Annotated in this window: 10 protein-coding genes and 1 other RNA gene; 2 read left to right on the top strand and 9 right to left on the bottom strand. The window is 62.7% G+C overall.

From position 1 onward, the window contains the following. Positions 1 to 389: 389 nt before the first annotated feature. From rnpB to ACOY6C_RS13270, 9 genes are all read right to left on the bottom strand, one after another. Positions 390 to 802, bottom strand: an RNA gene (gene rnpB, locus ACOY6C_RS13310) — RNase P RNA component class A. Positions 803 to 987: 185 nt separating this feature from the next. Then, entirely contained in the window at positions 988 to 1,686 is a 699-nt protein-coding gene (locus ACOY6C_RS13305) for a DUF47 domain-containing protein (protein ID WP_420905957.1), read from the bottom strand. Positions 1,687 to 1,781: 95 nt separating this feature from the next. Next, entirely contained in the window at positions 1,782 to 2,825 is a 1,044-nt protein-coding gene (locus ACOY6C_RS13300; RefSeq protein WP_420905956.1) for an inorganic phosphate transporter, read from the bottom strand. A 749-nt stretch (positions 2,826 to 3,574) separates the two neighbouring features. Next, positions 3,575 to 4,078 (bottom strand): nitrous oxide reductase accessory protein NosL, encoded by a 504-nt coding sequence (locus ACOY6C_RS13295; protein WP_420905955.1) that lies wholly within the window; start codon positions 4,076 to 4,078, stop codon positions 3,575 to 3,577. Positions 4,079 to 4,193: 115 nt separating this feature from the next. Then, positions 4,194 to 5,021: an ABC transporter permease gene (locus tag ACOY6C_RS13290; RefSeq protein ID WP_420905954.1), complete on the bottom strand. Its 828-nt coding sequence runs from the start codon at positions 5,019 to 5,021 to the stop codon at positions 4,194 to 4,196. A gap of 327 nt (positions 5,022 to 5,348) precedes the next feature. Beyond that, positions 5,349 to 6,266 (bottom strand): ABC transporter ATP-binding protein, encoded by a 918-nt coding sequence (locus ACOY6C_RS13285; RefSeq protein WP_420905953.1) that lies wholly within the window; start codon positions 6,264 to 6,266, stop codon positions 5,349 to 5,351. Then, the gene (locus ACOY6C_RS13280) at positions 6,263 to 7,570 is read right to left on the bottom strand and encodes a nitrous oxide reductase family maturation protein NosD (protein WP_420905952.1); all 1,308 of its coding nucleotides are present in this window, start codon (positions 7,568 to 7,570) and stop codon (positions 6,263 to 6,265) included. Before ACOY6C_RS13280 ends, ACOY6C_RS13285 begins: the two co-directional genes overlap by 4 nt. A 170-nt stretch (positions 7,571 to 7,740) precedes the next feature. After that, positions 7,741 to 9,675: a TAT-dependent nitrous-oxide reductase gene (gene nosZ, locus ACOY6C_RS13275; RefSeq protein ID WP_420905951.1), complete on the bottom strand. Its 1,935-nt coding sequence runs from the start codon at positions 9,673 to 9,675 to the stop codon at positions 7,741 to 7,743. Positions 9,676 to 9,848: 173 nt separating this feature from the next. Then, positions 9,849 to 11,933, bottom strand: coding sequence for a 4Fe-4S binding protein (locus tag ACOY6C_RS13270; protein ID WP_420905950.1), 2,085 nt, complete (start codon positions 11,931 to 11,933; stop codon positions 9,849 to 9,851). A gap of 404 nt (positions 11,934 to 12,337) precedes the next feature. On the opposite strand from ACOY6C_RS13270, the gene ACOY6C_RS13265 reads away from it, so the two are divergent. Both ACOY6C_RS13265 and ACOY6C_RS13260 read left to right on the top strand, forming a co-directional pair. Next, on the top strand, positions 12,338 to 12,805 hold the full coding sequence (locus ACOY6C_RS13265) for a hypothetical protein (protein WP_420905949.1): 468 nt from the start codon (positions 12,338 to 12,340) through the stop codon (positions 12,803 to 12,805). 598 nt (positions 12,806 to 13,403) lie between these two features. Next, a complete protein-coding gene (locus tag ACOY6C_RS13260) occupies positions 13,404 to 23,531 on the top strand; it encodes a hypothetical protein (protein ID WP_420905948.1) in 10,128 nt (3,375 codons plus the stop codon). The last annotated feature ends 172 nt before the right edge of the window (positions 23,532 to 23,703 follow it).

The following is a 23,703-nucleotide window of genomic DNA, read 5'->3' as shown; positions in this document are numbered from 1 at the left end:
TAACCGGTCAAGACAGGCAAATCGCCTGGATGGAAAATCGCGTCAAAAGCGTGAAAAAAAAGGGGGGATCCCTGCCTGGGAACGGGATGGACACGGTGGATTCCCGATGCACGCCGGGAGGCGGGTGCATCGGACAGGATCGGACTCCCCTCGGCGTCGGATTCCCGATGCACGCCGGGAGGCGGGCGCATCGGACAGGATCGGACTCCCCTCGGCGTCGGATTCCCGATGCACGCCGGGAGGCGGGTGCATCGGACAGGATCGGACGCCCCTCGGCACCGGATTCCCGATGCACGCCGGGAGGCGGGCGTATCGGACAGGATCGGACTCCCCTCGGCGTCGGATTCCCGATGCACGCCGGGAGGCGGATGGAGATGTCGAGAAAAAAGGACCGGAGTGGGCCTGTAAGCCGGGTTTTGTCCCCCGCCGCCTTGTCCCGTGGGGTGGAGGGGGGACGGTCATTCCTCTGCGATGGCCGTTGCCGGACATCTGTAGCGACCTACCCGGGGGCTGGACGGGCCGTCTTTAAACGCCCCCCTATGTGGTCTTGCTCCGGACGGGGCTTGCCGTGCCGCTCCCGTTACCGGGACGCGCGGTGCGCTCTTACCGCACCCTTTCACCCTTGCCCTCGGTTGTCGGCCCCGTGCGCGAGCACGAAGCGATCCGACAAGCGTGGCGGTTTGCTTTCTGTGGCGCTTTCCCTGGGGTCACCCCCGCCGGGGATTACCCGGCGTCCTGCCCTGTGGAGCCCGGACTTTCCTCCAACCGTTTTTCAACGGTCGGCGACCATCCGTCCCACTCCGATTTGACTCGCGTCGCGCGTCACCTTGCCCGCATCGGGCCGGGAAGTCAAGGAGCCACGCCAACCAGCGTGACGAGCGTTGCTCCCTGATCCAACCCACTGTGGCATCATGTCAGCAAAAAAAGAGGCGCGTCCAAACGGATGCGCCTCTTTTTCAAGGAACTCGACGGATCAAAACAACGATCTTACGAGATCTGCACCACGATGTCGTGCAACACGTCGGCGGCCTCGGCCATGCGATCCGCGGTGTTGGAGAGATGGCGATACAGTTCGCGACGCTTGAAGATCTCGATGACGTGGGTCAGGGCCGCCGAGTGGGCGCGGGACTCGTTGTTGTCCAGGGCGCGCAGATGGGCATCGACCTGGAACAGATCGGCGATGGCGCGACGATAGGCCTTCTCGGTGTTGCGCTCGGCCTTGCGGACCGCTTCGGCATCCTGATCGGCCAGGGACGGGGTGACACCCAGCTTCTGGAAGCCGCGCTTGAGAGCATCGACACCCTCGCGCATCATCTGCACCATCTCGCGGGTGTGCTCGTCGGGCTTGAGGCCCAGACCTTCCATCTCGCGGATCGTGGTCTTGGCGTAGTTGATGATCATGTCGATGGAGGTGACGGCGCGGTAGATGTCCTCGCGGTCCATCGGGGTGGCGAAGGCCTGGTTGAGGACCGTCATGTTGCGCTCTTTGATCTCGTCACCGCGCTTCTCGAGTTCGCGGACCTGCAGGGCCTTCTCCTCGGTGCCGGTTTCCATGAACTCGGCCAGGGCGTCCATGGTCTGGGCGCAGACATCGCACTGGTCGTTGATCATGCCGTAGAAGTCCGGCACGCGCGGGAAGACGTTGGCCAGGATTTTGGAAGCCAGGGAATTGGAGCTGCCACTCATGTTCGTTTCTCCTTGCTTAAGCATGCGGGCCCGTTTTCAGGCCCGGGAATGGTTGTTTATCGAAAAGCTTAACGATTTTGTACCACAAACGAGCCTTAGATCGCACCGCCCGAGAAGACCTTGATGAGATAATAGGTGAGGGCACCCACCGCGCCGGAGCAGGGGATGGTGATCACCCAGGTGCTGACGATCTCCTTGGCCTTGGCCCAGCGCACCGCCTTGGGACGCTCGGAGGCGCCGATACCCATGATGGCGGAGCTGACGACGTGGGTGGTGGAGACCGGGGCGCCCATCACCGCAGCGGAGAGGATCAGGGTGGCGGAGGTGAGCTGGGTGCTCATGGCATGCAACGGGCGCACCTTGTAGATGCCGAAGCCCACCGTGCGCACGATACGCCATCCACCCGACAGGATGCCCAGGGTGATGACGATGGCGCAGGAGTAGATGACCCAACTCGGCACCACGAACTTCTCGATGAAGCCGCCCAGCACCAGGATCATGGTGATGATGCCCATGCTCTTTTGCGCGTCGTTGGAGCCGTGGGAGAAGGCCAGACCGGCGGCGGTGAGGAACTGGGCCTGACGCAAGGGTTTGTTGACCGCGGGGGTGGCCTTGATCAGCAGACCACGGATGAAGCGGGCCATGGCGAAGCCTACCCAGAATCCGAGGATCGGCGACAGGATCAATGAGGCCAGGATCTTCATGAAGCCGTTGAGTTTGCCGTTCATGAGGTCGGCGAAGCCCCAGATCACATGATCCCCGCCGACGGCGGCGACAACGGCGCCGATCAGGCCGCCCACCAGGGCGTGGGAGGAGGAGGAGGGGAGACCGAACCACCAGGTCAGAAGATTCCAGAAGATGGCGCCGAAGATACCGCACAGGATGACCCCGATCGCGATTGCTTTGGGTACATCCCCGATGGTGATGAATTTGCCGAGGGTGTTGGCCACGGCGGTACCGCCCAGGACCGGCCCGAGCAGTTCGAAGGTGGCCACGATGATCACCGATTGGATCGGGGTCATGGCGCGCGAGGCGATGATGGTGCCGATGATGTTGGAGGCGTCGTGGAAGCCGTTGGTGTAGTCGAAGAGCAAAACGATGACTACCGCCACCACGGTCAATGTATACAGGGTATCCATGAGTTCCTTTCCCTTGCGATGCATTCAAGAAGTGCGATAGCAGAGCAGGCCGATTTGTGAGCAGATGTATTGAAATGGTTTGGAAAACGGGCGTAAGAGCGACCATCCGGTCCTTGTTTGGCGTGTCTTGGAATCTCGGATTGACGATTCACAAGCGCTGTTGCCAGGATCGGTTTGGTCCTGCTTGTCGATGAAGAGTCGCGATGGAGGCATGGCGACCGCTTCCCCATGTTCTTGAGCGGAGATGATCCGTCAAGGCCGTGGAGTTGGTCTTCTGTCTCTTCTTGGATTCTTCACGTCGGGATTTGTTGCTCTCCGCGCCAGGTAAAGAACGACTCGATGGTTAGCGCGCGTCACGAATCGATCTTTGCATGGATCGGAAGGCGGAAGCCTGATTTCCCGTTGTGCCAAGTTTTCCGGGTCTTTCAACGTACCCATCGATCGCATCATAGCCTGACGTGCGCGGGGGGGGGAAGGGTTTTCGTGGGGTGGTGCAAAATTTTTTTCTATGGAAATGGCATATTGCTTGTCGTTGCTTGTCAAGTATATGTTTTTATTTGATATTCATTTTTGTTTAACCAAACCTTCATGCAAAAAAATTGGCACCCAAAGCCGGTTTTGAGGGGGAAATAGAGCGGTTTGACGTAAAACGACGCCAACCCGTGGTCATGGGGACCGGTTCCCCCACGTGTCTTGATTCAGAATTGGACCGTCCGGATTCGGGAAAGTTCCTTTGGATCGGGGAGCGATCAACCTCCCGCGTCTCCCTTGGCCGGGAACATCTCTTCCTTGCGGATGGCGGTGTAATCGAGCACCCGACCGCCGAATCCGGCGGTAAAGGCTTCGGCCTTGGCCTTGTCGCCGAACGGGACCACCTCGGAGCCGCCCATGCCCCCTTCCCGGCGCGAGCCAAGCACGAAATAGGCCTGGGTGGCATCGATCCAGGTGCCGGCCTGGGGGGTGTTCCAATCCGCGCGTCCCATGTCGTGGACATGGAAGGCGCGCACGCGGCGCGTGGCGCCTTCCAGTTGCAGATAGGCCAGGGCATCGCGGATCGACGAGAACCACAACGGCCCCGTTTCGCCGGCTACGTGGATCTGCCCCTTGGGGCCGGGATGTTCGGCCAGGGTCATGCCGCAGTAGAATCCTTTGGTGGAACTGGTGGGCTCGAGGGGGGCCGGGGGCTTTTCTTCCGGGCCGTTGCCGCAGGCGGTCAACATCAGGGTGAGAAACAGAATCGCGATTCGGGTCACGCCGGGGTTCCTGTGCATCGTTCTGGTCGCGCCTGGTTTGTGAGGGTTGAGGTTTGTGTCGGGCGTGTGTGGTGATTCACGGCTCAAGCGGGTTAATCCAATGAGAACGTGTTGGTTATAATTCCCGGCGTCGGAAGATGGCGATTGCCGCCGCGAGGGGAACGACGGTCCAGGCGATGAGCGCCCCGAGCAGCATGCCGGGGGAGAAATCCATCTGTCCGGAGAGTCCCGCCAGTCCGGAGAAGGTACGGGTGTTTTCGAAGGCGGTCAGATTATACAGGCGAAAGATATCGGTCGGATTTCCCATCAGCAGCCAGGGGAACACCGTTTCATGGATCTGTCCCTTGGTGGCGACCAGCACGCCGAGCAGTCCCATGTCGTAGAGCACGACGAACAGCAGCCACAGTCCGATCGCCACTCCGGCGGCCCCGCCCCGTTCGCGAGCGATGGCGCTGACCAGGTGGGCCAGGGCGATGAAGATCGCCCCGAGCAGCACCGAGCTGCCGACCAGGGCGGCGAAGGCGCGCCAGCTTTCCGGATCCGCCCCTTCGGTCTGGAGCCCCACCGCGACTCCGGCGGCGCCATATCCGACGATGGTGGCCACGGCCAGGACGCTGGTTTGGCCGAGGAACTTGCCGAGCACCACCTGGGCCCGGGTGACCGGGTGGGCGAGCAGCAACAGCAGGGTGCCGCGTTCCATTTCGCCGACCAGGGCGTCGTGGGAGAGCATCAGGGCGATGAGCGGCACCAGGAAGATGGTGAGGCTGGAGAGGCTGACCACGGTTACCGCGAGGGGTTTGGCGCCGATTTGGCCGGTGGGTGCGCTGCCGAGAAAGGTGAGGGAGAAGGCCAGGCCGGCCATGAGGAGTGTGGCGCTGATCACCCAGCGGTTGCGCAGGGCGTCGCGGGTCTCCTTGTCGGCGATGACCAAAAGTGGGCTCATGAGGGGGCTCGTGAAAAGAGGGTTGTCGGGCCAGGCATGAACTGGCGGGGTCCAGGGGCCCATGGCCCCTGGTGGGATCCAAGGGCAACGCCCTTGGGGTTTTTCCTTTTTCGTTGACTTTTTTGTTTGATCTTTTGCGCTCTTTGTCGAGCGCGCCAGAAACCAAGGACGCAACGATCGAAACAAAAATAACAGCCAGAAAAAAAGTTGCAAACAGAGTCAAGAATCACAATGCAAAACCAGGGTCAAAACCAGAACCTCGGAGGCGCTGCCTCCGAACCTCCGCCGGGGACCTTCGGCCCCCCGTCCCCCGCAACGGTTGACCGTCTATCCCTCTTCCTCATCCTTTTCACGCCCGAAATGGGCATACACATCATCCAACGTCGGCAACTGAATCTCCAGATCCTCGATCTCAACCCCACAGGCCATCAACTGCCGCAACACCGCCATCTTGTCCCGCACCGGCACCGAAAGCTCCAACGCGCTCTCCGACGCCAACCGATGCACGACACCTCCCACCGACTCGGCCACAATACGCGCGCGCGCGCACCTGATTCTAAAGATAGCCGGCAGATCCGCCTGACTCCGCAAGGCATCCAACGTTCCGAATGCCTTGACCGATCCCTGCTCCATGATCATCGCCAGATCGGTGCGCGCCTCAAGCTCCGTCAAGACATGCGAGGAGAGCATCACCGTCACACCCTCGGCGCGCAACTCCTGAATCACCCGATAAAACTCCTGCCGCAACATCGGATCCAACCCCGTGGTTGGTTCGTCGAGCAACAACAACCGGGGACGCCCAAGCAACGCCTGAGCCAAACCCAACCGCTGCCGCATCCCCTTGGAATACCCTTTCACACGCCGGTCCGCAGCATGGGAGAGCCCGACACGCTCCAACAACGCCACCTGACGACGAGGATCCTCCCCCTTCAATCGGGCGTAGTGACGCAAGGTTTCCACACCGGTCAACTCGTCGTGAAAGATGACATGCTCGGGCAAAAAACCGATCTGACGCCGGAAGGCAAGAGGCGCACGCAAGGGATCCTCACCCAACACCTCGACCCGACCCGATGTCGGACGGGTCAGACCGAGCAGCAGCTTCATCAGCGTGGTCTTGCCCGCGCCGTTGTGACCCAACAACGCCAGACAAACACCCGGCGGAATGGAAAAACTCACCCCGTTCAAGGCGCGATGACGCGGATACGCCTTCACCAACGCTTCCGCCAACAAGGCAGCCCCACTCATGAGCGACTCCCGATGTAAAAGGAGGCGTCGGCGGGAACCGGCACCGGATCACCGGGAGGGGCGATCAAGGGCCAACTGTCCACCACGCCGCCAGGAGAGAGCGAAGGAAATCGTCCCTGGGCCACCCGCAGGGTCTCCATGATCGGGCTTGCCAGAAGCAGTTTCGCCAGGGGATAGTTCCACACCACCCGATCCATCAGGGTGTTGGGCCGATAGGCGACATCGGCGATGCCGTCCCCATCCAGATCAAAGGCCGGATTGTCGCTCCAGTAGTTGCCACGCCGTTCTTTCGACCACTCGTAATGGACCATGCCGGAGTATTTCACCTGGGTGTGGTTGTTGATGAAGGCGTTTTCGTAAATGGCATTTTTCTCCGACCCTCCGGTGAAGTGAATGCCGATCTCGCACCCCTCGAAACGGTTGTGGTGAAAGATATTCTTGGATGAGGTGTAGATGAAGGTGCATTTTTCCCGCGTGCCGCGCACCAGGTTGTGATCCAGGGTCGAGTAGTGCGACGAGTGGAACATCAGACCGTGATCGCGGTCGTTCAGGGAGATATTGCGCTGAATTTTCAGGTGCTCGGAGTACATCAGGGCATAGCCCACGGTGTTTTCCACCGAGATGTTGTCGGTCACGTCATTCTTGTTGGCATACATGTAGTGGACCGCGAAGCGCAACCGGGTGAAACGGTTGGCGTGGATCACATTGCCGTGGGCGGTGTGGATGTAAAGACCGTCACGACCGCCGTCGATGCGGTTGTGTTCGAAGCGGGAGCCGGTGGAGTTCCAGACGTTGATGCCGTTGCCGCGATCGTTCTCCCAAAGATCGTTGCGGTTGGCGATGTCGTTGTCGCGGATCAGGGCCCGTTGGGCGCCCTGCACCGAGATGCCATACAGATTGCTGATCACATGGGTTTTTTCGACCCGCGCGTCGTCCCCGCCCTTCATCAGCAGAATGCCGCTGTTCAGATCCGGCTCCACGATGCCCGAACCGGTCAGGGTCATGCCACGGATCACGACGTCGGGAGCCTGGATCACCAGGACGCTCCCCTTGCCAGCCGCGTCGATGATGGCATCCGACGGACCTTCGATGGTCAAGGGACGATCCACCACCGCCGCGCCATGCCAACCCGATTCCAGACGCAAGGTGTCGCCAGGACGGGCCGCGGCGATCGCCTGGCGCAAGGACTCCTCACCGGGAGGGACCGAACGGGTCTCCGCGCCGAGCGCGCCGGGGGAGGACGCAACAACAGCCAGGAGGGCGGCGACCACTGGATGACGAATGCCCCAAATCAGGCCAGGCATGACCCCTCCATCCCCACAAAGAAATCCGGCGACCAGAATCAACCTGACCGCCGGAACCACCACTCCAGGTTGTGGGGGGAGCCCCTCACCCCCCCATCCATGGAACGCCTCCATGCGCTCCACGGCGAGCTGCCCGCCGTGCGGCGGGACACTCTTGATATCAGGAAGCGTTATGCCTCCACGAACATGCGACCCTGCATCTCCATGTGGAGCGCGTGGCAGAACCATTGGCAGTAATAATAGGAGACGCCCGGACGATCCGCGCGGAAGGTGGCCGAGGCCGAAGCCTGTGGTCCCACCTCGAAGCAGACGTTGTGATTGATCATGGTGAAGCCGTGGGTCAGATCCACCACTTCGTCCACGTTGGTGACGATCACGGTGACTTCATCGCCGAGCTTGACGGTGAAATCGGTCATGCTGAAGGTCGGGGCATGGCTCAACATGTAGACGCGCACCTTCTTGCCGTCGCGCACCACCTTGCTGTCCTTGCCGAGCACCAGGCCATCGGCCTTGGCTTGGGCATGCAGACCGGCGAAGATCGGGTCGTTCATGTTGTAGACTTCGACCGGCTTCACCTTGGACTTGTGGACGATGATGGCATCGTGGGGTTCCGCGAAGGTCGGGCCGTCGTGGACCAGTTTCATCTCGTCGCCGGAGATGTCGATCAACTGGTCGTTTTCGGGCTTCAAGGGGCCGACATTCAGGAAACGGTCCTTGGAGAATTTGCACAGGGCCACGAGCCATTTGCCGTCGGCATCCTTGGACTCGGCATTCGAGGCGTTGGTGTGTCCGACCTGGTAGTGGACATCCAGCTTCTGGCGGATGGGATTGACCTTGTCGCCCTTGTACTGCTTGATGGCGTCTTCGATGTTCCACTTGACGATCTGGCTGTCCAGGAAGACCGAGGTGTAGCCATTGCCACGGCCATCGAAGGTGGTGTGGAGCGGACCCAGGCCGATCTCCGGATTGGCGACGATGCAATCCTTTTCGGTGATCTTGCCGGCGAACAGCTCATCGAGCTTGGCCCATTCGATCACGGTGACGGTCGGGGAGAGCTTGCCGTTGAGCACCACATACTTGCCATCCGGGGTGGCGTTGCAGCCGTGGGGGCTGTTGGCGACCGGGATGTAGCGGGTGAACGGGGACTTGGCATCCTTGCGACCATCGACCACCGGCACGCCGTTGATCATCTTGGCCTTGCCATCCTTGACCGCAGCCTCGATGGCGGCGATGTTGAAGAAAACGGCGTGATCGGTCGGGGAGGCGGTCATCTCGGCGGTGGTGAAGCCCTCTTCCGAGTTGTAGCAGCTCGAGGCCACATATTTGCCCTGATAGTCGGCATCGTTGTTGTCCAGGTTGCCGCTCACCAGCACCTGCCAGGCCACCTTCATGGTTTCGGCATCGACCGCAGAGAAGAGTCCGGAATACTTGGTCGGATCCTTCATGGTCTCCGGGGTGTTGGGTATGGGCAGACGCATTTCGCTGTTGCAGAAGACATAGCCGGTCTTCGGATGGCGTTGCAGACGCAGACCGTGGATGGCATGGGCGTTGGGGATCTCCAGCACCTTGTCGGTCTTCATGATGTCCAGACGGATACGGGCGATACGGGTGTTGGCCTTGTCGTTGATGAACAGATAGCGTCCGTCGTAGCTGCCGGCGGTGTAGGACATGCGCGGATGGTGGGTGTCACCATGATCATAGGTGACCTTGCCCTGTTTCTTGAGATACTCCTTGGTCTCCGGGGTCAGCCCCTCGGAGAGGATTTTCTGGCTCTCGTTGGTCAGCCCCCAACCCGTGGCGCTTTCGCGGTTGAAGACCGGGATGCGCATCAGCTCGCGCATCGACGGCAGCCCCAGAACCCGGACCTCGCCGGAGTGACCGCCGCTCCAGAAGCCATAGTACTCATCCAGCTGACCGGGGGGAACGTCGGCCTTGCCAGCAGCCGAGGCGGTCGCGGGCAGGGTGGCCGCAGCGGCGGCCAGGGCGCCGCCACCCACCACGCCGGCACGACAGGCCATGCCGGTCAGACCACCCACCGTGGCCACCTTGATGCCGGTTTCCAACAGATCACGCCGCGTTACGCCCTGCTTTTCGTTCTCCGCCATGGTTCTCTCCCCTTGGGTCTTGAAAAAGTGTGTTTCGATCGTGGATTTCGCGACCGTGATCGCCTGGTCGCCCGCTGTGTGTTTTCACACAGCGTATAACACACCCGAAAAATCGAAACAGCAAAATATCCACCTGGAATTGATGCAGATCAATTCCAGGTGGAACATTTTTCTCAAGATGCCGAATCTTCGTTCTCGCTGGCGGCGGCGCGGCGTTCCCGGCGGTTTTTGCGCATGATCAGGGTTGGGCAGACGTTCTCGTTGACGTAATTCAGTTGGCAGTGCAGGCAGTAGAAGCACTCGTTGGGATGGATTTCGCCGTTGGGCAGGATCGCCTGGACGAAGCACTCGGTTCCGCAGTTGGAGCAGAGATCGCCGCACTGACGCCGCCGTTTGAGCCAGGCGAAGATGCGCATGCGTCCCGGAATGGCGATGGCGGCGCCCAGGGGGCAGAGGTAACGGCAGAAGAACCGTTCGACGAACAGGCCGAGGCCGATCAGGATCAGGGCATAGAGGACGAAGGGCCATTCGCGATCGAAGCGCAGCAGGACCACGGTCTTGAACGGTTCGATTTCGGCCAGTCTCTCGGCCATGGCCATGGAGGAGAGGGAGACGGCCAGAAGCCCCAGGAAAAGAACGTATTTCAGGGCCCAAAGCCGTTCATGCCAGGCAAAGGGGATGCGGAACTGGGGTACGCCGAGGGAGCGGGCCACCCAGTTGAGCAGTTCGGTGAGGGCGCCGAAGGGGCAGAGCCAGCCGCAGAAGGCGCCGCGTCCCCAGAAGAGCAGGGAGAGCGCGGTGGCGGACCAGAGGATGAAGATCAGGGGGTCGATGAGGAAGAACTCCCAGCGGAATCCGCCCATGAGCGCGTGCAGAAAGGTGAAGACGTTGACCACCGAGAGTTGCGCCTGGGCGTAGCCGCCGATGAAGAGTACCGAGAAGAGCAGGAATCCGCGCCTCAGCCAGGCCACCAGGCGCGGATGGGTGACGAGAAGTTCCTGGAAAAAGAAGATCATCGTCAGAAAAATGAGCGAAACGGCCAGGACGATCACGTCCGAGGTCCGATCCTTCCAGATCCGTTGCCAGAGCGGCGGGGTTCCGTCATCGGTGGCCGCCGTGGCCTGTGCGACGGGTGTCGAGGCCGGGGCGATGGCCTGACGCTGGATGAACCGCTCCGGCAGGTTGTAGGAGACGAGAAAGCTGGTGAAGATCTTTTCGATCGGCCCGGTCGGGCGTTGGGCGAGCAGTTCCAGCGCCCAGGGATGGGTGGGATCGAAGTTTTCCGGCATTTTGAACAGCCCGATCTCTTCGAAGCCCGGCATGTCGGGTCCGAGATCGCGCAGCCGGCGGTACTGGTAGTCGTGCAGGAGAATGCTGCTGCCGTCCTGGTTGATCTTGAAGCGGTCGAAGATGCCGCCGCGCACGAAACCCGAGCCGCGAAACGAGTAGGAACCGTTGGCCACGATCAGCAGGGCCTGCTGTCCGGGGGCGAGCCATTCGCGCATGTTGGCGTATTCGGCCTCGCCCAGAAGGTTCCTGCCGATCGCCTCCGGGGTGACCAGGGCGATGTGCAGATCGATGAACAGGGTCTCGGGCGGCATTACCTTGACGTAGGGTTCGCCGGAGGGGGCGCCGAGTTTCGCGAAGGCGGAATCCACGTCCCCATGGTTGAGGGTCATGCGGCGCACCGAGCCGTCGCCAAGCAGGCTGTTCCAGTCTGCGGCCTTGAAGGGGGGCTCGATCAGGGTGGTCTTGACGGTCTGGGTTTCGGCCTGCCCGCCACGGGCGATCTTGCGCGCCGAGCGCAGAATGCCGTCGTTGATGACAATGGCGGTGACCGTGGCGCCGCTGATGGCGTCGATGGCCTGCTTGCCGGCGGTCTCGGCCTCCTTGATCGGATCGCGTCCCACGTAGCGGGAGACGAAATCGAACAGCTTCTGCTCCGGAATCCCGATCAACAGGATCGGTTCGGCGTGTTTGACCACCTTGGCGCCGGTGATGATCCCCTCCTTGCTGACGCCAGCCAGGATTTCGATCGGTTTCCCGGAGTAGCCGATGTCGCTGGTCTGGAACACATGTCCCACCGGTTTGTCGTTCTTGTAGGCGATCGCGTTTTTCGGCGTGCCGCTCAAAGGATCGAAGCGGTCGGCGTCCGGGAAGACCTCGGCGGGTTGAACCTGGACGTCGTAGTCGCCGAACTCCCGTGCCTGGATCGCTCCAGGGGCGAGCAGCACCATCGTCCACAGCAGCGCAATCATCCATGCGCGTTTTGCCGTGGAACGCCCATGGAGAGGTCCACGGTCGGCAGGTGAGGGGGGGAGTCCCCCGTCGTGCGGGTTTTGGCTCTCCGAGACGGGGAGCCGGGTTGAAAACATCCTGGGCATGCTTGGGAAACTCCGGGTCAGAAGGATATGATATTTACAAATATAACTTATACGCCTGTAACTTCTTTGATATTCTCAAAACGATCCGAGTTCCTGCGTCAAGGGGTGTTGAATTTGAAATTTTTTTAATTTACTTGCCAAATCGGATCGGGTTAAAGTGTCCATACTGCGGGAAAGTTATGAGTCGTCATGGGGAGAGTGACCGATGCCCGCGGGTGGATTCTCGGTACGTTCTTAACGAACATCTCGGAAGTTTTAACCATGAGGAGGAATTTGCGATGAAGAAAGGTTTGCGCATGATGGCCCTGGCGACTCTGCTGGGGGGTGCGGCCATGCTGACCGCGGGCGATGCATCGGCTTGGTGGGGCGGTCCCGGTTGGGGCAATGGTCCTGGTTGGGGCAACAACTACAATAACTGGAACGACAACTGGAACAATAACTGGGGTAACAACTGGGCCAACAATGGCAGTGGTCGTGGCTCGGGCAATTTCGGTTTCAACATGGGCGGCGATGTCGCTGGTTCCGGTAACAACAACTGGAACAACGACTGGAACAACGGCTGGAACAACGGCTGGAACAACGGCTGGAACAACGGCTGGTATCCCGGTTACGGCTATGGTCCGGGCTGGGGCGGTCCGGGTTGGGGGTATGGTCCGGGTTGGGGCGCTCCGGGTTGGGGGGCTCCGGGTTGGGGTGTCGCGCCCGCTGCGCCTGCTGCGCCTGCCGCCAAGGAAGAGAAGAAGTAAGTTCGCCTGGAACCGGGGAGGGGTTCGCCCCTCCCTTGGTTTTGTTGCCCAACTTGCGCGCACGCCTTGGAGTGTCGGCTGGAACGGGTTCGCCCCTCCCTTGTTGCGTCATCCCCGCCTTCACGCTGGAAAATCGACACCCCGTTCGCGGTTCTTGAAGCGGGTGCTTTCATGTGGGCGCTTTGCCCGGAATGGCATGTTTGTTCTGTGCCTCTCTGAAATCATTTGGTGTATTCCTTGCATGATCTTTCCATCGCCACATCGTGAGTGGTTCTCATTTTGACGCTCAAGCTGGCTGGCAAAGCGACCGATATAAGACGAGACGTGACGGAAAAGCCCGTCAAGAGTGCTTTTCGTTTGCTTTGCAACGGGTATTCGTGTATACTTTTTAACGGTTTTTTTGTGTTTAAACGACCGTTCATGCCGCCCCCGTCGGTTCCGGTCACCCAAAGCCGCACCAATCCTTAATAACTAGCTTCGCCCATCATACAAAAGAGATCCTTCGAACCCCGCGTCAAGACGGCGACCCGTCGTGTGGCTGGTTCGGAAAAAACATCCTGTCTGGAGGCACGAGATGCATACCGCGCAAACGAGAACCGTGAAAGTCCAATCCTCGAAGCAGTTGGTTCGCGAAAAACGGACGGGACAGCGCGTGCTCTCCCTGGCGGCGATGATGGCCGTGTATGGATCGGTCGCTCCGGGCTGGGCGGGAACGCCGGGCACGGCGGGGAGTTGGGTGAACAACGGGGTGATCGACGCCAACAATACCGGGTTGCCCCAGGCCACGGCCATCAAGAACATCCAGACCAACGACCTGTCCTCCATCACCTACCGCAATGTGGATGGCAGCACCAACTCGCTGAATCTGGGCGCCAACAGCAAGGCGATCATCAACTGGGATCACTCGGGCGCGGCCACGGGTTTCGACATCAACAGCGGCAAGGTGTTGAGCATCACGGCCAACAGCCCCTCCTTCACCCTGTTGAACGTGGTCGAGGGGGGCAGCGGCACCACCATCGCCGGCACCCTCTCCTCGCCGGGTCTCTCCTCGGTGGTGATCGTCGATCCGAACGGACTGAGCATCGCCAACACGGCCACGATCGCCACCGGCAACCTCGGTCTGTACACCCAACTGCCGAACAACATCACCAACACCGGCACCACCGAATGGAACTCCTTGAGCACGTCGTCGAGTGGCAACTTCGGATTGACATTCACGGCACTCCCGAGCAGCTCGAGTCATAATGTCACCATCAACAAAAACTTCGCCCTCTCCAACAACACCGATCTGGTGATTCGTGCCGATGGTGCGGTCACCATCAACGACACCGGCAGCTCGGGCACCACCTCGGCCCAGAACATCACCATCACCGGCAGCACCGCCTCGGGCAACGCCGTTTCCATTGGCGCCAACAGCCAGCTCTCCCTCGGTTCGGGTGGCGAGTTGACGGTCACCGCGAATGGGGGCAACATCAATCTGCGCACCACCGGCTCGGCCAAACTGGGTGACATCGACGCCGGCGCCGGCACCGTGAGCATCGCCGCCGGGGGTGTGTTGACCCAGGGGGCCACCAAGAAGGTCACCGCCGCCAGCACCGCCATCCAGACCACCTCCGCCGTCGGTACCTCCGAGACCACGGGCCTGAACATCGGCGCCAAGTCCCCTTCCACCACCCCGTCGATCAGGGTGGACAGCAACGGCAGCGGTGGTTCGACCACCAAGGATGTCTACATCAACGCCGTGGACGGCATGACGGTCAAACTCGACCAGGTGGTCGCGGATCGGGTCATCCTGGGCAATCCGAATGGCAGCACCTCCGGAACCGGCGCCTTTCAGGGGTTGCAGACCCTGCCGGCCAACATCGACATCACGGCCAACACGCTGGTGATCAGCAACAGCAACAGTACGGCCATTTCCAGCGTCAAAACCAAAGTCACGAACCTGCTCCTCGAAGATGCGGGCAACACCACGCTCACCAACACCGGCGCCTTGAATCTCAGCACCGGTTCCACCACCAAAACCGGTGGCGCCACCATCCAGATCACCAACGATGCGCAGATCACCGTGGATGGCACCTTTGACGGCACGGCATCCAAGGGTTCGACCCTGACCTTGTTGAACGCGGCGAATCAGGCGGTCAACTTTGCCACCAGCGCAGCCAGCAGCATCAAGCTGGCCAATCTGAACATCGTCTCCGATACGGTCACCTTCGCCAATCCGACCGCCAACCAGATCATCATCGACGCCGCTGGCAAGGCGGCCATCAGCGCCAAAACCTCGACCCGGGCCATCAACCTCGGCACCCGGCCCGGTACCGGCCTGGATCTGACGGCGGATGACCTGCTCGCCTTTGGCGCGGGCGGGGCGGGCAGCAAACTGGAGATCGGTGGCACGGTGGGCGGCAACGCCACCACCAGCACCGGCGCCATCACCATCACCGCCAACATCGTCTCCAAGAACGACCTGACGCTGTACGGCGGTTCGCTGGCCGTCACCGGTGGGACGATCACGGTCAACGACGGTAGTGCCAATCGGGATTTCACGGCCACGGTGACCGGCGCGGTCACGGCAGCGGCGGATACGAATTTCACCTCGTCCGCCGGTGCGGGCAACACCACCGCCGACATTACCGCCAAGGCCGTCACCATCGACGCCAAGGGGAGCGTCGGTGCCGCCCCGACCCTCAACGGCACGTCGGTGGGTTCGGCGGATCTCGACATCACGGCCACGGGCACCGTCACCATCGCGGCGGGCGACAGTAACGTCGCCACCAACGACTCCATCAACATCCGCGCCATCGGCGATCTCTCTCTGGGTTCGATCCAGGTCCGCGATTCGAGCGGCACCTTGGATACGAACGACACCATCAACCTGATCGTGAGCGGCGATCTGCTGCATGCCTCGGGCTCGACCACCAACCTGACCGCCCAGAAGGTCAACATCTACGCGGAGACGAGCAACAACGGCGTGGCGACCGCGACTTCGGGCATCGGTACCTCCGCCGCCGCGATTCAGATGTCCAAGGTGGCGACGACCGGTCTGGTGATGCAGCATTACAACAACACCACCGGTGCGGTTTCCAACTCTTCGGGCACCCAGACCTTCGACGGGGTGCATATCGTCGCGGATCAGAGCCTGACCCTGAGCAATCCCATCTACACCACCAGTGATGCGACCGGTGGCGGCATCAGCATCTCCCTCTCCGGGACCACGGCGACCTTCGACAACGCGGGTTTGGCGATTCAGTCCGGAAAGGGCAACCTGACCCTCTCCGCGCCTGAGGTCAATCTCTCCGGCACCAACGTGGTCACCGCCGCGGCGGCGAACACGTTGCAGATCACCGACACCAGCGGCAACCTGACCCTGGGTGGCGTGGGTGGTACGGCCAATGCGCTGGATAACACCGAAATCACCGCCATTGCCGCGACGCCGAACGTCACCTTCACCGCTTCCAATGGCAACATCGTTCTGGGCGCCGCCCTGGCGAAATGGGCGGCCAAGAACGTCACCCTCTCCGCTTCGGGCGACATCACCGGCACCGGCAATGTTGTCAGCGGCGACACCCTTACCTTGTCTGGCGTCAACATCGGTTCCAATGGCAATGCCATCGGCGTGGCCGCGACCACGGCCCTGGTGATCACCGGCCCGACCGCGAACGCGGGTTATCCGGGCAACGTGGCCGCCACCAGCGCCTATGTGACTTCGGCAAGCCACCTTCATTTGGGCAATGTGGGCGTCACGGGCGCTCTCAACATCACGACGACCGGCGCGGCCAACCTGGACAATATCGCCAATGCCACGATCCTGGTGGGCGGTCTGACGACGATCAATACCGCGGGGCAGATCTTTGTCGGTTCCGCGGCGGGTGATTCGGTCAAGTTGGGTTCCGTGAATCTGACCTCCGGCGGCGGTTCCGCGATCTCCCTCACCGAAGACGATTCCATGCTGATCGCCGGCGTCAACACCACCGGCACGCTGGCCCTGACCACCTCGAGCGCCGTCGCTGCGAACGCTGCGGTCACGCAAAGCGGGGCCATCGTGGCGGGCGCGACCACCGTGACGACCTCCACCGGAGGCGGCGCGATCACCCTGACCACCGCTGGCAACATGGTCACCAGTTGGAATGTCGCCTCCGGATCCGGGAACATTCAGATCACCGAGGCGGATGCCATGGCGATCGCCGGCGTGAACACGACCGGCACGCTGGCCCTGACCACTTCGAGCGCGGTCGCTGCCAATGCGGCGATCACCCAGAGCGGTGCGATCGTGGCGGGTGTCACCACCCTGACCACCTCCACCGGTGGCGGTGCGATCACCTTGACCACCGCCGGCAACATGGTGACCAGTTGGAACGTCTCCTCGGGCGCGGGCAACATTCAGATCACCGAGGCGGATGCCATGGTGATCGCCGGTGTGAACAGTTCCGGCACCCTGGCCCTGACCACCAGCAACGCCACCCAAGCCAGCGCCTCGATCACCCAGACCGGCGCCATCGTGGCCGGGGCCACCACCTTGACCACCTCGACGGGTAACGGCGCGATCACGCTGACCACGGCGGGCAACATGGTCACGAGTTGGAATGTCACCTCTGGATCCGGGAATATTCAGATCTCCGAGGCGGATGCCATGCTGATCGCTGGCGTGACCTCGACCGGCACCCTGGAGTTGACGACCACCAGCGCCACGCCGGCCAACGCGGCGATCACCCAGAGCGGTGCGATCGTGGCTGGGGCCACCACCCTTTCGACCTCGGCGGGCAATGGCGCGATCACCTTGACCACCGCCGGCAACATGGTGGGCAGTTGGAATGTCGCCTCGGGTTCGGGCAACATCCAGATTATCGAGGCGGATGCCATGGCGATCGCCGGCGTGAACACGACCGGCACGCTGGCCTTGACCACCTCGAGCGCGGTGGCCGCCAATGCCGCGATCACTCAGAGCGGCGCGATCGTGGCGGGTGCCACCACCTTGACCACCTCCACCGGCAACGGCGCGATCACCCTGACCACCGCCGGCAACCAGGTTGGCAGTTGGAATGTCACCTCGGGTTCGGGCAACATCCAGATCTCCGAAGCGGATGCCATGGTGATCGCCGGCGTGAACTCGACGGGTACGCTGGCCCTGACGACGACGAGCGGCACCGCCGCCAGCGCTTCGATCACCCAGAGCGGCGCGATCGTGGCGGGTGTCACCACCTTGACCACCTCCACCGGCAACGGCGCGATCACCCTGACCACCGCTGGCAACATGGTCACCAGTTGGAATGTCGCCTCCGGATCCGGGAACATTCAGATCACCGAGGCGGATGCCATGGCGATCGCCGGGGTGAATACGACCGGCACGCTGGCCTTGACCACCTCGAGCGCGGTGGCCGCCAATGCGGCGATCACCCAGAGCGGCGCGATCGTGGCGGGTGCGACCACCTTGACGACCTCAACCGGAAGCGGTGCGATCACCCTGACCAACACCGCCAACGATGTGTCGAGCTGGAGTGTCAATGCCGGAGCTGCCGGTGGCGCGGTTCAGTTGACCGAGATCAACGGCATGAGTATCGCCGGGTTGACCGGTGGCGCTGTCACCTTGACCGTGCGGACCGCGGGCAATCTGACGCAGACCGGCGCGATCAACGCCACCAGCGTGACCATGGATACCTCCAATCATGGCGGCAACATCGACCTGCAACAGGCGAATGTCCTGACCGGCAACTGGGTTGTCAACGGAACCGGTGCCGGCACGGTGACGATCCACGAAACCGACGCGGCAGGCATGTCCCTGGGCGCCATCACCACCACGGGTGGGACGGTGACCGTGCAGAACACCACGGGTGCCGTGACGACCACGGGGGCCATCGCCACTTCCGGCGGTTCGGTGGGTATCACGGCTACGTCGGGTGCCATCACCCAGGGCGGCACCATCAATGTTTCCGGTGGTGGCGGCACGGCTGGCGTGACCATGACCTCGACGGGCGCCGGAAATGGCATCACCTCCAACGCCACGATCACCACCGGCAGTGGTGGCGTGACCTTGACTGCGGCGGGCGCGGCGGCGACCACGGCGGCGATCACCACCGCGAATGGTGCGGTGAGCATCAGCGGAACCTCGGTGAACGATAGCGGAGGCATCACCACGGCGGGTGGCGGCGTGACGCTGACCTCGAGTGCCGGCGCCATCACCTCGGGCGCGGCGATCAGCACGGTTGCCGCCACGACGGGGGGCAACGTAAGCATGACCGCGACCGGTGGCGCGGTGAACGCCAACGCGAACATCTCGACTGGCGCCACGACTCCGGGGACGAGTGGCACGGTGTCGCTGGTCTCCAACAGCGGGAATGTGACGCAGGCCGCCGGCGCGACGATCGCCACCAAAGGTGCCGCGGTGACCATGACGGCAGGTGGCGCGGCGGGTAATGTGGTGCTTGGTTCGATCGATACCACCGGCGGGGCCTTGAGCGCCAAGGGTGCGTTGAATGCCACGGCTGCCGGCACCGGCACCATCACCGATGCGGCTGGCGCCACCATTGCGGTCGGTGCCACCACCCTGACGACCACCAATGCGGCCATCACTCTGAACGATACGACCAATTTCGCCTCTCTGAATCTCTCTTCCGGCAGCGGCGCCATTGCCGTGACGCAGACGACCGGCGCCATGGTGATCGCCGGTGTGAACACCACCGGCACCCTGGCCTTGACCACCTCGGACGTCTCGGCGGCCAACTCGATCACCCAGAACGGTGCCATCGTGGCCGGCGCGACCACCCTGACAAGTTCAGCGGGCAACGGCGCGATCACGCTGAATACCGCCGGAAACGCGGTGACGAGTTGGAATCTCACCTCGGGTTCGGGCAACATTCAGATCACCGAGGCGGATGCCATGGTGATCGCCGGTGTGAACACCACCGGCACCCTGGCCTTGACGACGAGCAGCACCACGGCGGCCAGTGCGTCGATCGGCCAATCCGGCGCGATCGTGGCGGGTGCCACCACCTTGACGAGTTCGGCGGGCAACGGTGCGATCACGTTGGCCACGGCGGGTAACCAGGTGACAAGCTGGAACGTCTCCTCGGGCTCTGGCGCCATTCAGATCATCGAGGCGGATGCCATGGCGATCGCCGGCATCAACACCACCGGCAGCCTGACCTTGAGCACCTCCAGCGCGGTGGCCGCCAATGCCGCGATCACGCAGAGCGGGGCGATCGTGGCGGGTGCGACCACCTTGACCACCTCGACGGGTAATGGCGCGATCACCTTGGCCCACGCCTCCAACGCGGTGACCAGTTGGAACGTGACTGCCGGAACCGGCGTGGTGCAGCTCAACGAAACCGATGCCACCACCCTTACCGTGGTGAGCAGCGGCGGTCTGACCGCCACCTCGGGCGGCAATATGACGCTTGTGGCAGCCTCGACAGGCGCTGTGGCGGCGACGGCGGCTGGCACCATGGATGTCGGCACCACCTCGGGTACCACCGTGTCGTTGACCACCACCGGAGCGGGCGGCAACATCACCGATTCCGGCGTGATCACCGCCTCCACCTCGCTGGCGTTCGCCAGCAGCGGCTCCGTGACCCTGGATGCCGGCATCGTCACGCCGGTGATCGCCGACTCCTACGCGACCGGCAATGTCAGCCTGGTCACTTCTGGTGGTTCGGCCCTCACGGTCGGGAATATCTTTGTCGTCGATTCCACAGGCAGTCAGTATTCTGTCTCGATCTCCAATCCGGCCAAAGATATCACCCTGAATGGCCTCATCGCCGCGACCAATACGACCTCGGCCATTCTCAATGACACGGCTGGCTCTGGACTGGCGTATAACAGCTCTGCTCCAGACTTTACATCAGCCTATTTTGGTAGCGCCAATCTCAAATATCTCAAGGATATTACGCTTACCACGGGAACCACTGCGGGGCGCATTCTCTCCACCAACAGCGCGAATTCCGGTTTCCTGAAGGCGGAAGGGTTCAATCTGACCGCACAGGGTGTGGTGGGTGACGGAGCCACCACCCAGGCCATCAAGGTTGACTGGGATGCGACCCGGACCACCACCGCAGACCGTCTGAATATCAACCTGGGCGATCTCACGACCAGCGCGGCATCGGCTTCGCATGCGGCCAATCCCTTGCTTTATGTGGAGCAGGCCAAGAACAGCAGCAACACCGGATTGGGTGGTGGACTGGCCTACACCGATTATACCGGCAAGTTCCTCAATGTTTCGATTACCGGCTATGACGCTCTTGCGGCCTCGGCCTCGGGGGCTGGTTATGTGACGCCGGTCAATGACGGGGTGACCGGTTCCTTCTCGGGTGGCAATCTGAACGCTTCGGGCGGCAATGTGGCGGACTTTTTTGTCAGCCTCTCCTCGCGGGTCACCACGCTGGAGAACCTGTTGGGCCTGGATTACTTCTCCTCGACCAACACGGTGGCCAAGTACATCTCCTTCATCATCAATGGCGCGGCGCCGGGCGTGGCCAACAACGGCGTCACCTTCGACATGGCTGGAACCATGTCGGCGAGCACCACGGTTTGGACCCCGACCGAGTTCTTCGCCAGTAAGAAGGCGGACGGCACCACGACCTTCACCGGCTCGTTGATCTCCTACAACGCTTCGCTGAGCGACGCCAGCATCATCGCGACCGAGGCGTTCAACCGCGTGAACGTGCTGGCGGAATTCGGGGTGACGGATACGGGCAGTGCGCATGTCGTGGATGGCAAGGCCGCCACGACCACCGCCGCAGTGCTCGCCAATACCATGGAGCGTGTGAATACTGCCACGGACAAGGCCAGCAAGGTGACGGTCGCGACGACCACCGCCGGCGACACCACGACCATCACCGGCGGCGCGATCTCTGGAGCGAGCCTGACGGCGACCGGCGCGGTGCAGGGCGCGACGGTGAAGGGGACGACGAGCGTGTCGGATAACGTCGCGACCCTCTCCGGCGGCAACCTGACGGGTGCCGGCAACATCACGGCGAGCGGCACGGTGTCGGCGGCCAACGTCACGGCGTCGAGCGCGGTGAACGCGGCCTCGGTGACGGCGACGGGCGCGGTGCAGGGCGCGACGGTGAAGGGGACGACGAGCGTGTCGGATAACGTCGCGACCCTCTCCGGCGGCAACCTGACGGGTGCCGGCAACATCACGGCGAGCGGCACGGTGTCGGCGGCCAACGTCACGGCGTCGAGCGCGGTGAACGCGGCCTCGGTGACGGCGACGGGCGCGGTGCAGGGCGCGACGGTGAAGGGGACGACGAGCGTGTCGGATAACGTTGCGACCCTCTCCGGCGGCAACCTGACGGGTGCCGGCAACATCACGGCGAGCGGCACGGTGTCGGCGGCCAACGTCACGGCGTCGAGCGCGGTGAACGCGGCCTCGGTGACGGCGACGGGCGCGGTGCAGGGCGCGACGGTGAAGGGGACGACGAGCGTGTCGGATAACGTCGCGACCCTCTCCGGCGGCAACCTGACGGGTGCCGGCAACATCACGGCGAGTGGCACGGTGTCGGCGGCCAACGTCACGGCGTCGAGCGCGGTGAACGCGGCCTCGGTGACGGCGACGGGCGCGGTGCAAGGCGCGACGGTGAAGGGGACGACGAGCGTGTCGGATAACGTCGCGACCCTCTCCGGCGGCAACCTGACGGGTGCCGGCAACATCACGGCGAGCGGCACGGTGTCGGCGGCCAACGTCACGGCGTCGAGCGCGGTGAACGCGGCCACGATGACGGCGACGGGCGCGGTGAACGCGGCTTCGGTGACGGCGACGGGCGCGGTGAACGCGGCCACGATGACGGCGACGGGCGCGGTGCAAGGCGCGACGGTGACGGGTACCACCAGCGTGTCGGATGGCACTGCGACCCTCTCCGGCGGCAACCTGACGGGTGCCGGCAACATCACGGCGAGCGGCACGGTGTCGGCGGCCAACGTTACGGCGTCGAACGCGGTGAACGCGGCCTCGGTGACGGCGACGGGCGCGGTGCAAGGCGCGACGGTGAAGGGGACGACGAGCGTGTCGGATAACGTCGCGACCCTCTCCGGCGGCAACCTGACGGGTGCCGGCAACATCACGGCGAGCGGCACGGTGTCGGCGGCCAACGTCACGGCGTCGAACAACGTGACGGCGACCAACGCGGTGCAAGGCGCGACGGTGAAGGGGACGACGAGCGTGTCGGATAACGTCGCGACCCTCTCCGGCGGCAACCTGACGGGTGCCGGCAACATCACGGCGAGCGGCACGGTGTCGGCGGCCAACGTCACGGCGTCGAACGCGGTGAACGCGGCCACGATGACGGCGACGGGCGCGGTGAACGCCGGCTCGGTGACCTCGACGGGCGCGGTGAATGCCGGTTCGGTGACCTCGACGGGCGCGGTGAATGCCGGCTCGGTGACCTCGACGGGCGCGGTGACGGCGGGTTCGGTTTCCACCTCCGGCAACGTGACCGCCACCGGCACGGTGCAAGGCGGCACGGTGACCGATGGCGCCAACACCCTCTCCACCACCACGGATACCGCCAAACGGGCCGAGAAGAAGGCCGACACCGTGGCCACCTACACCACTTCGGGTGGTGCGGCGGCCTCGACCACCGGCACCGGTTCGGATATCGCCAATGCCGCCCTGAAAGCGGTGGATGCGGCCAACGCCAAGGCCACCCAGACCACCACGGTGGGAACCCTGGGCACGGAGCGCGATACCGGCAACGTCTTCCTCGACTTCTTCAAGAAGCTGTTCGGTACCCCGTAACCAAGATTTCGGGGGATGGGCCATCCCCTGCCATCCGAGGATTCCCCGTCATGGGGGAGGCTCGGATGGCAGGGGTGAAAACCCGACACAGGCGCGTTTGCCCATTGCGGCTGGCGCGCCTTTCTTTTATTATGGTAAATCACAATGGCTTTTCCACCTGTGCGGGATCGGA

The organism is Candidatus Magnetaquiglobus chichijimensis, assembly GCF_045865675.1.
GTDB lineage: Bacteria > Pseudomonadota > Magnetococcia > Magnetococcales > Magnetaquicoccaceae > Magnetaquiglobus > Magnetaquiglobus chichijimensis.
The sequence above is the reverse complement of the archived record's forward strand: the minus strand, read 5'-3'. Positions and strand labels throughout refer to the sequence as shown.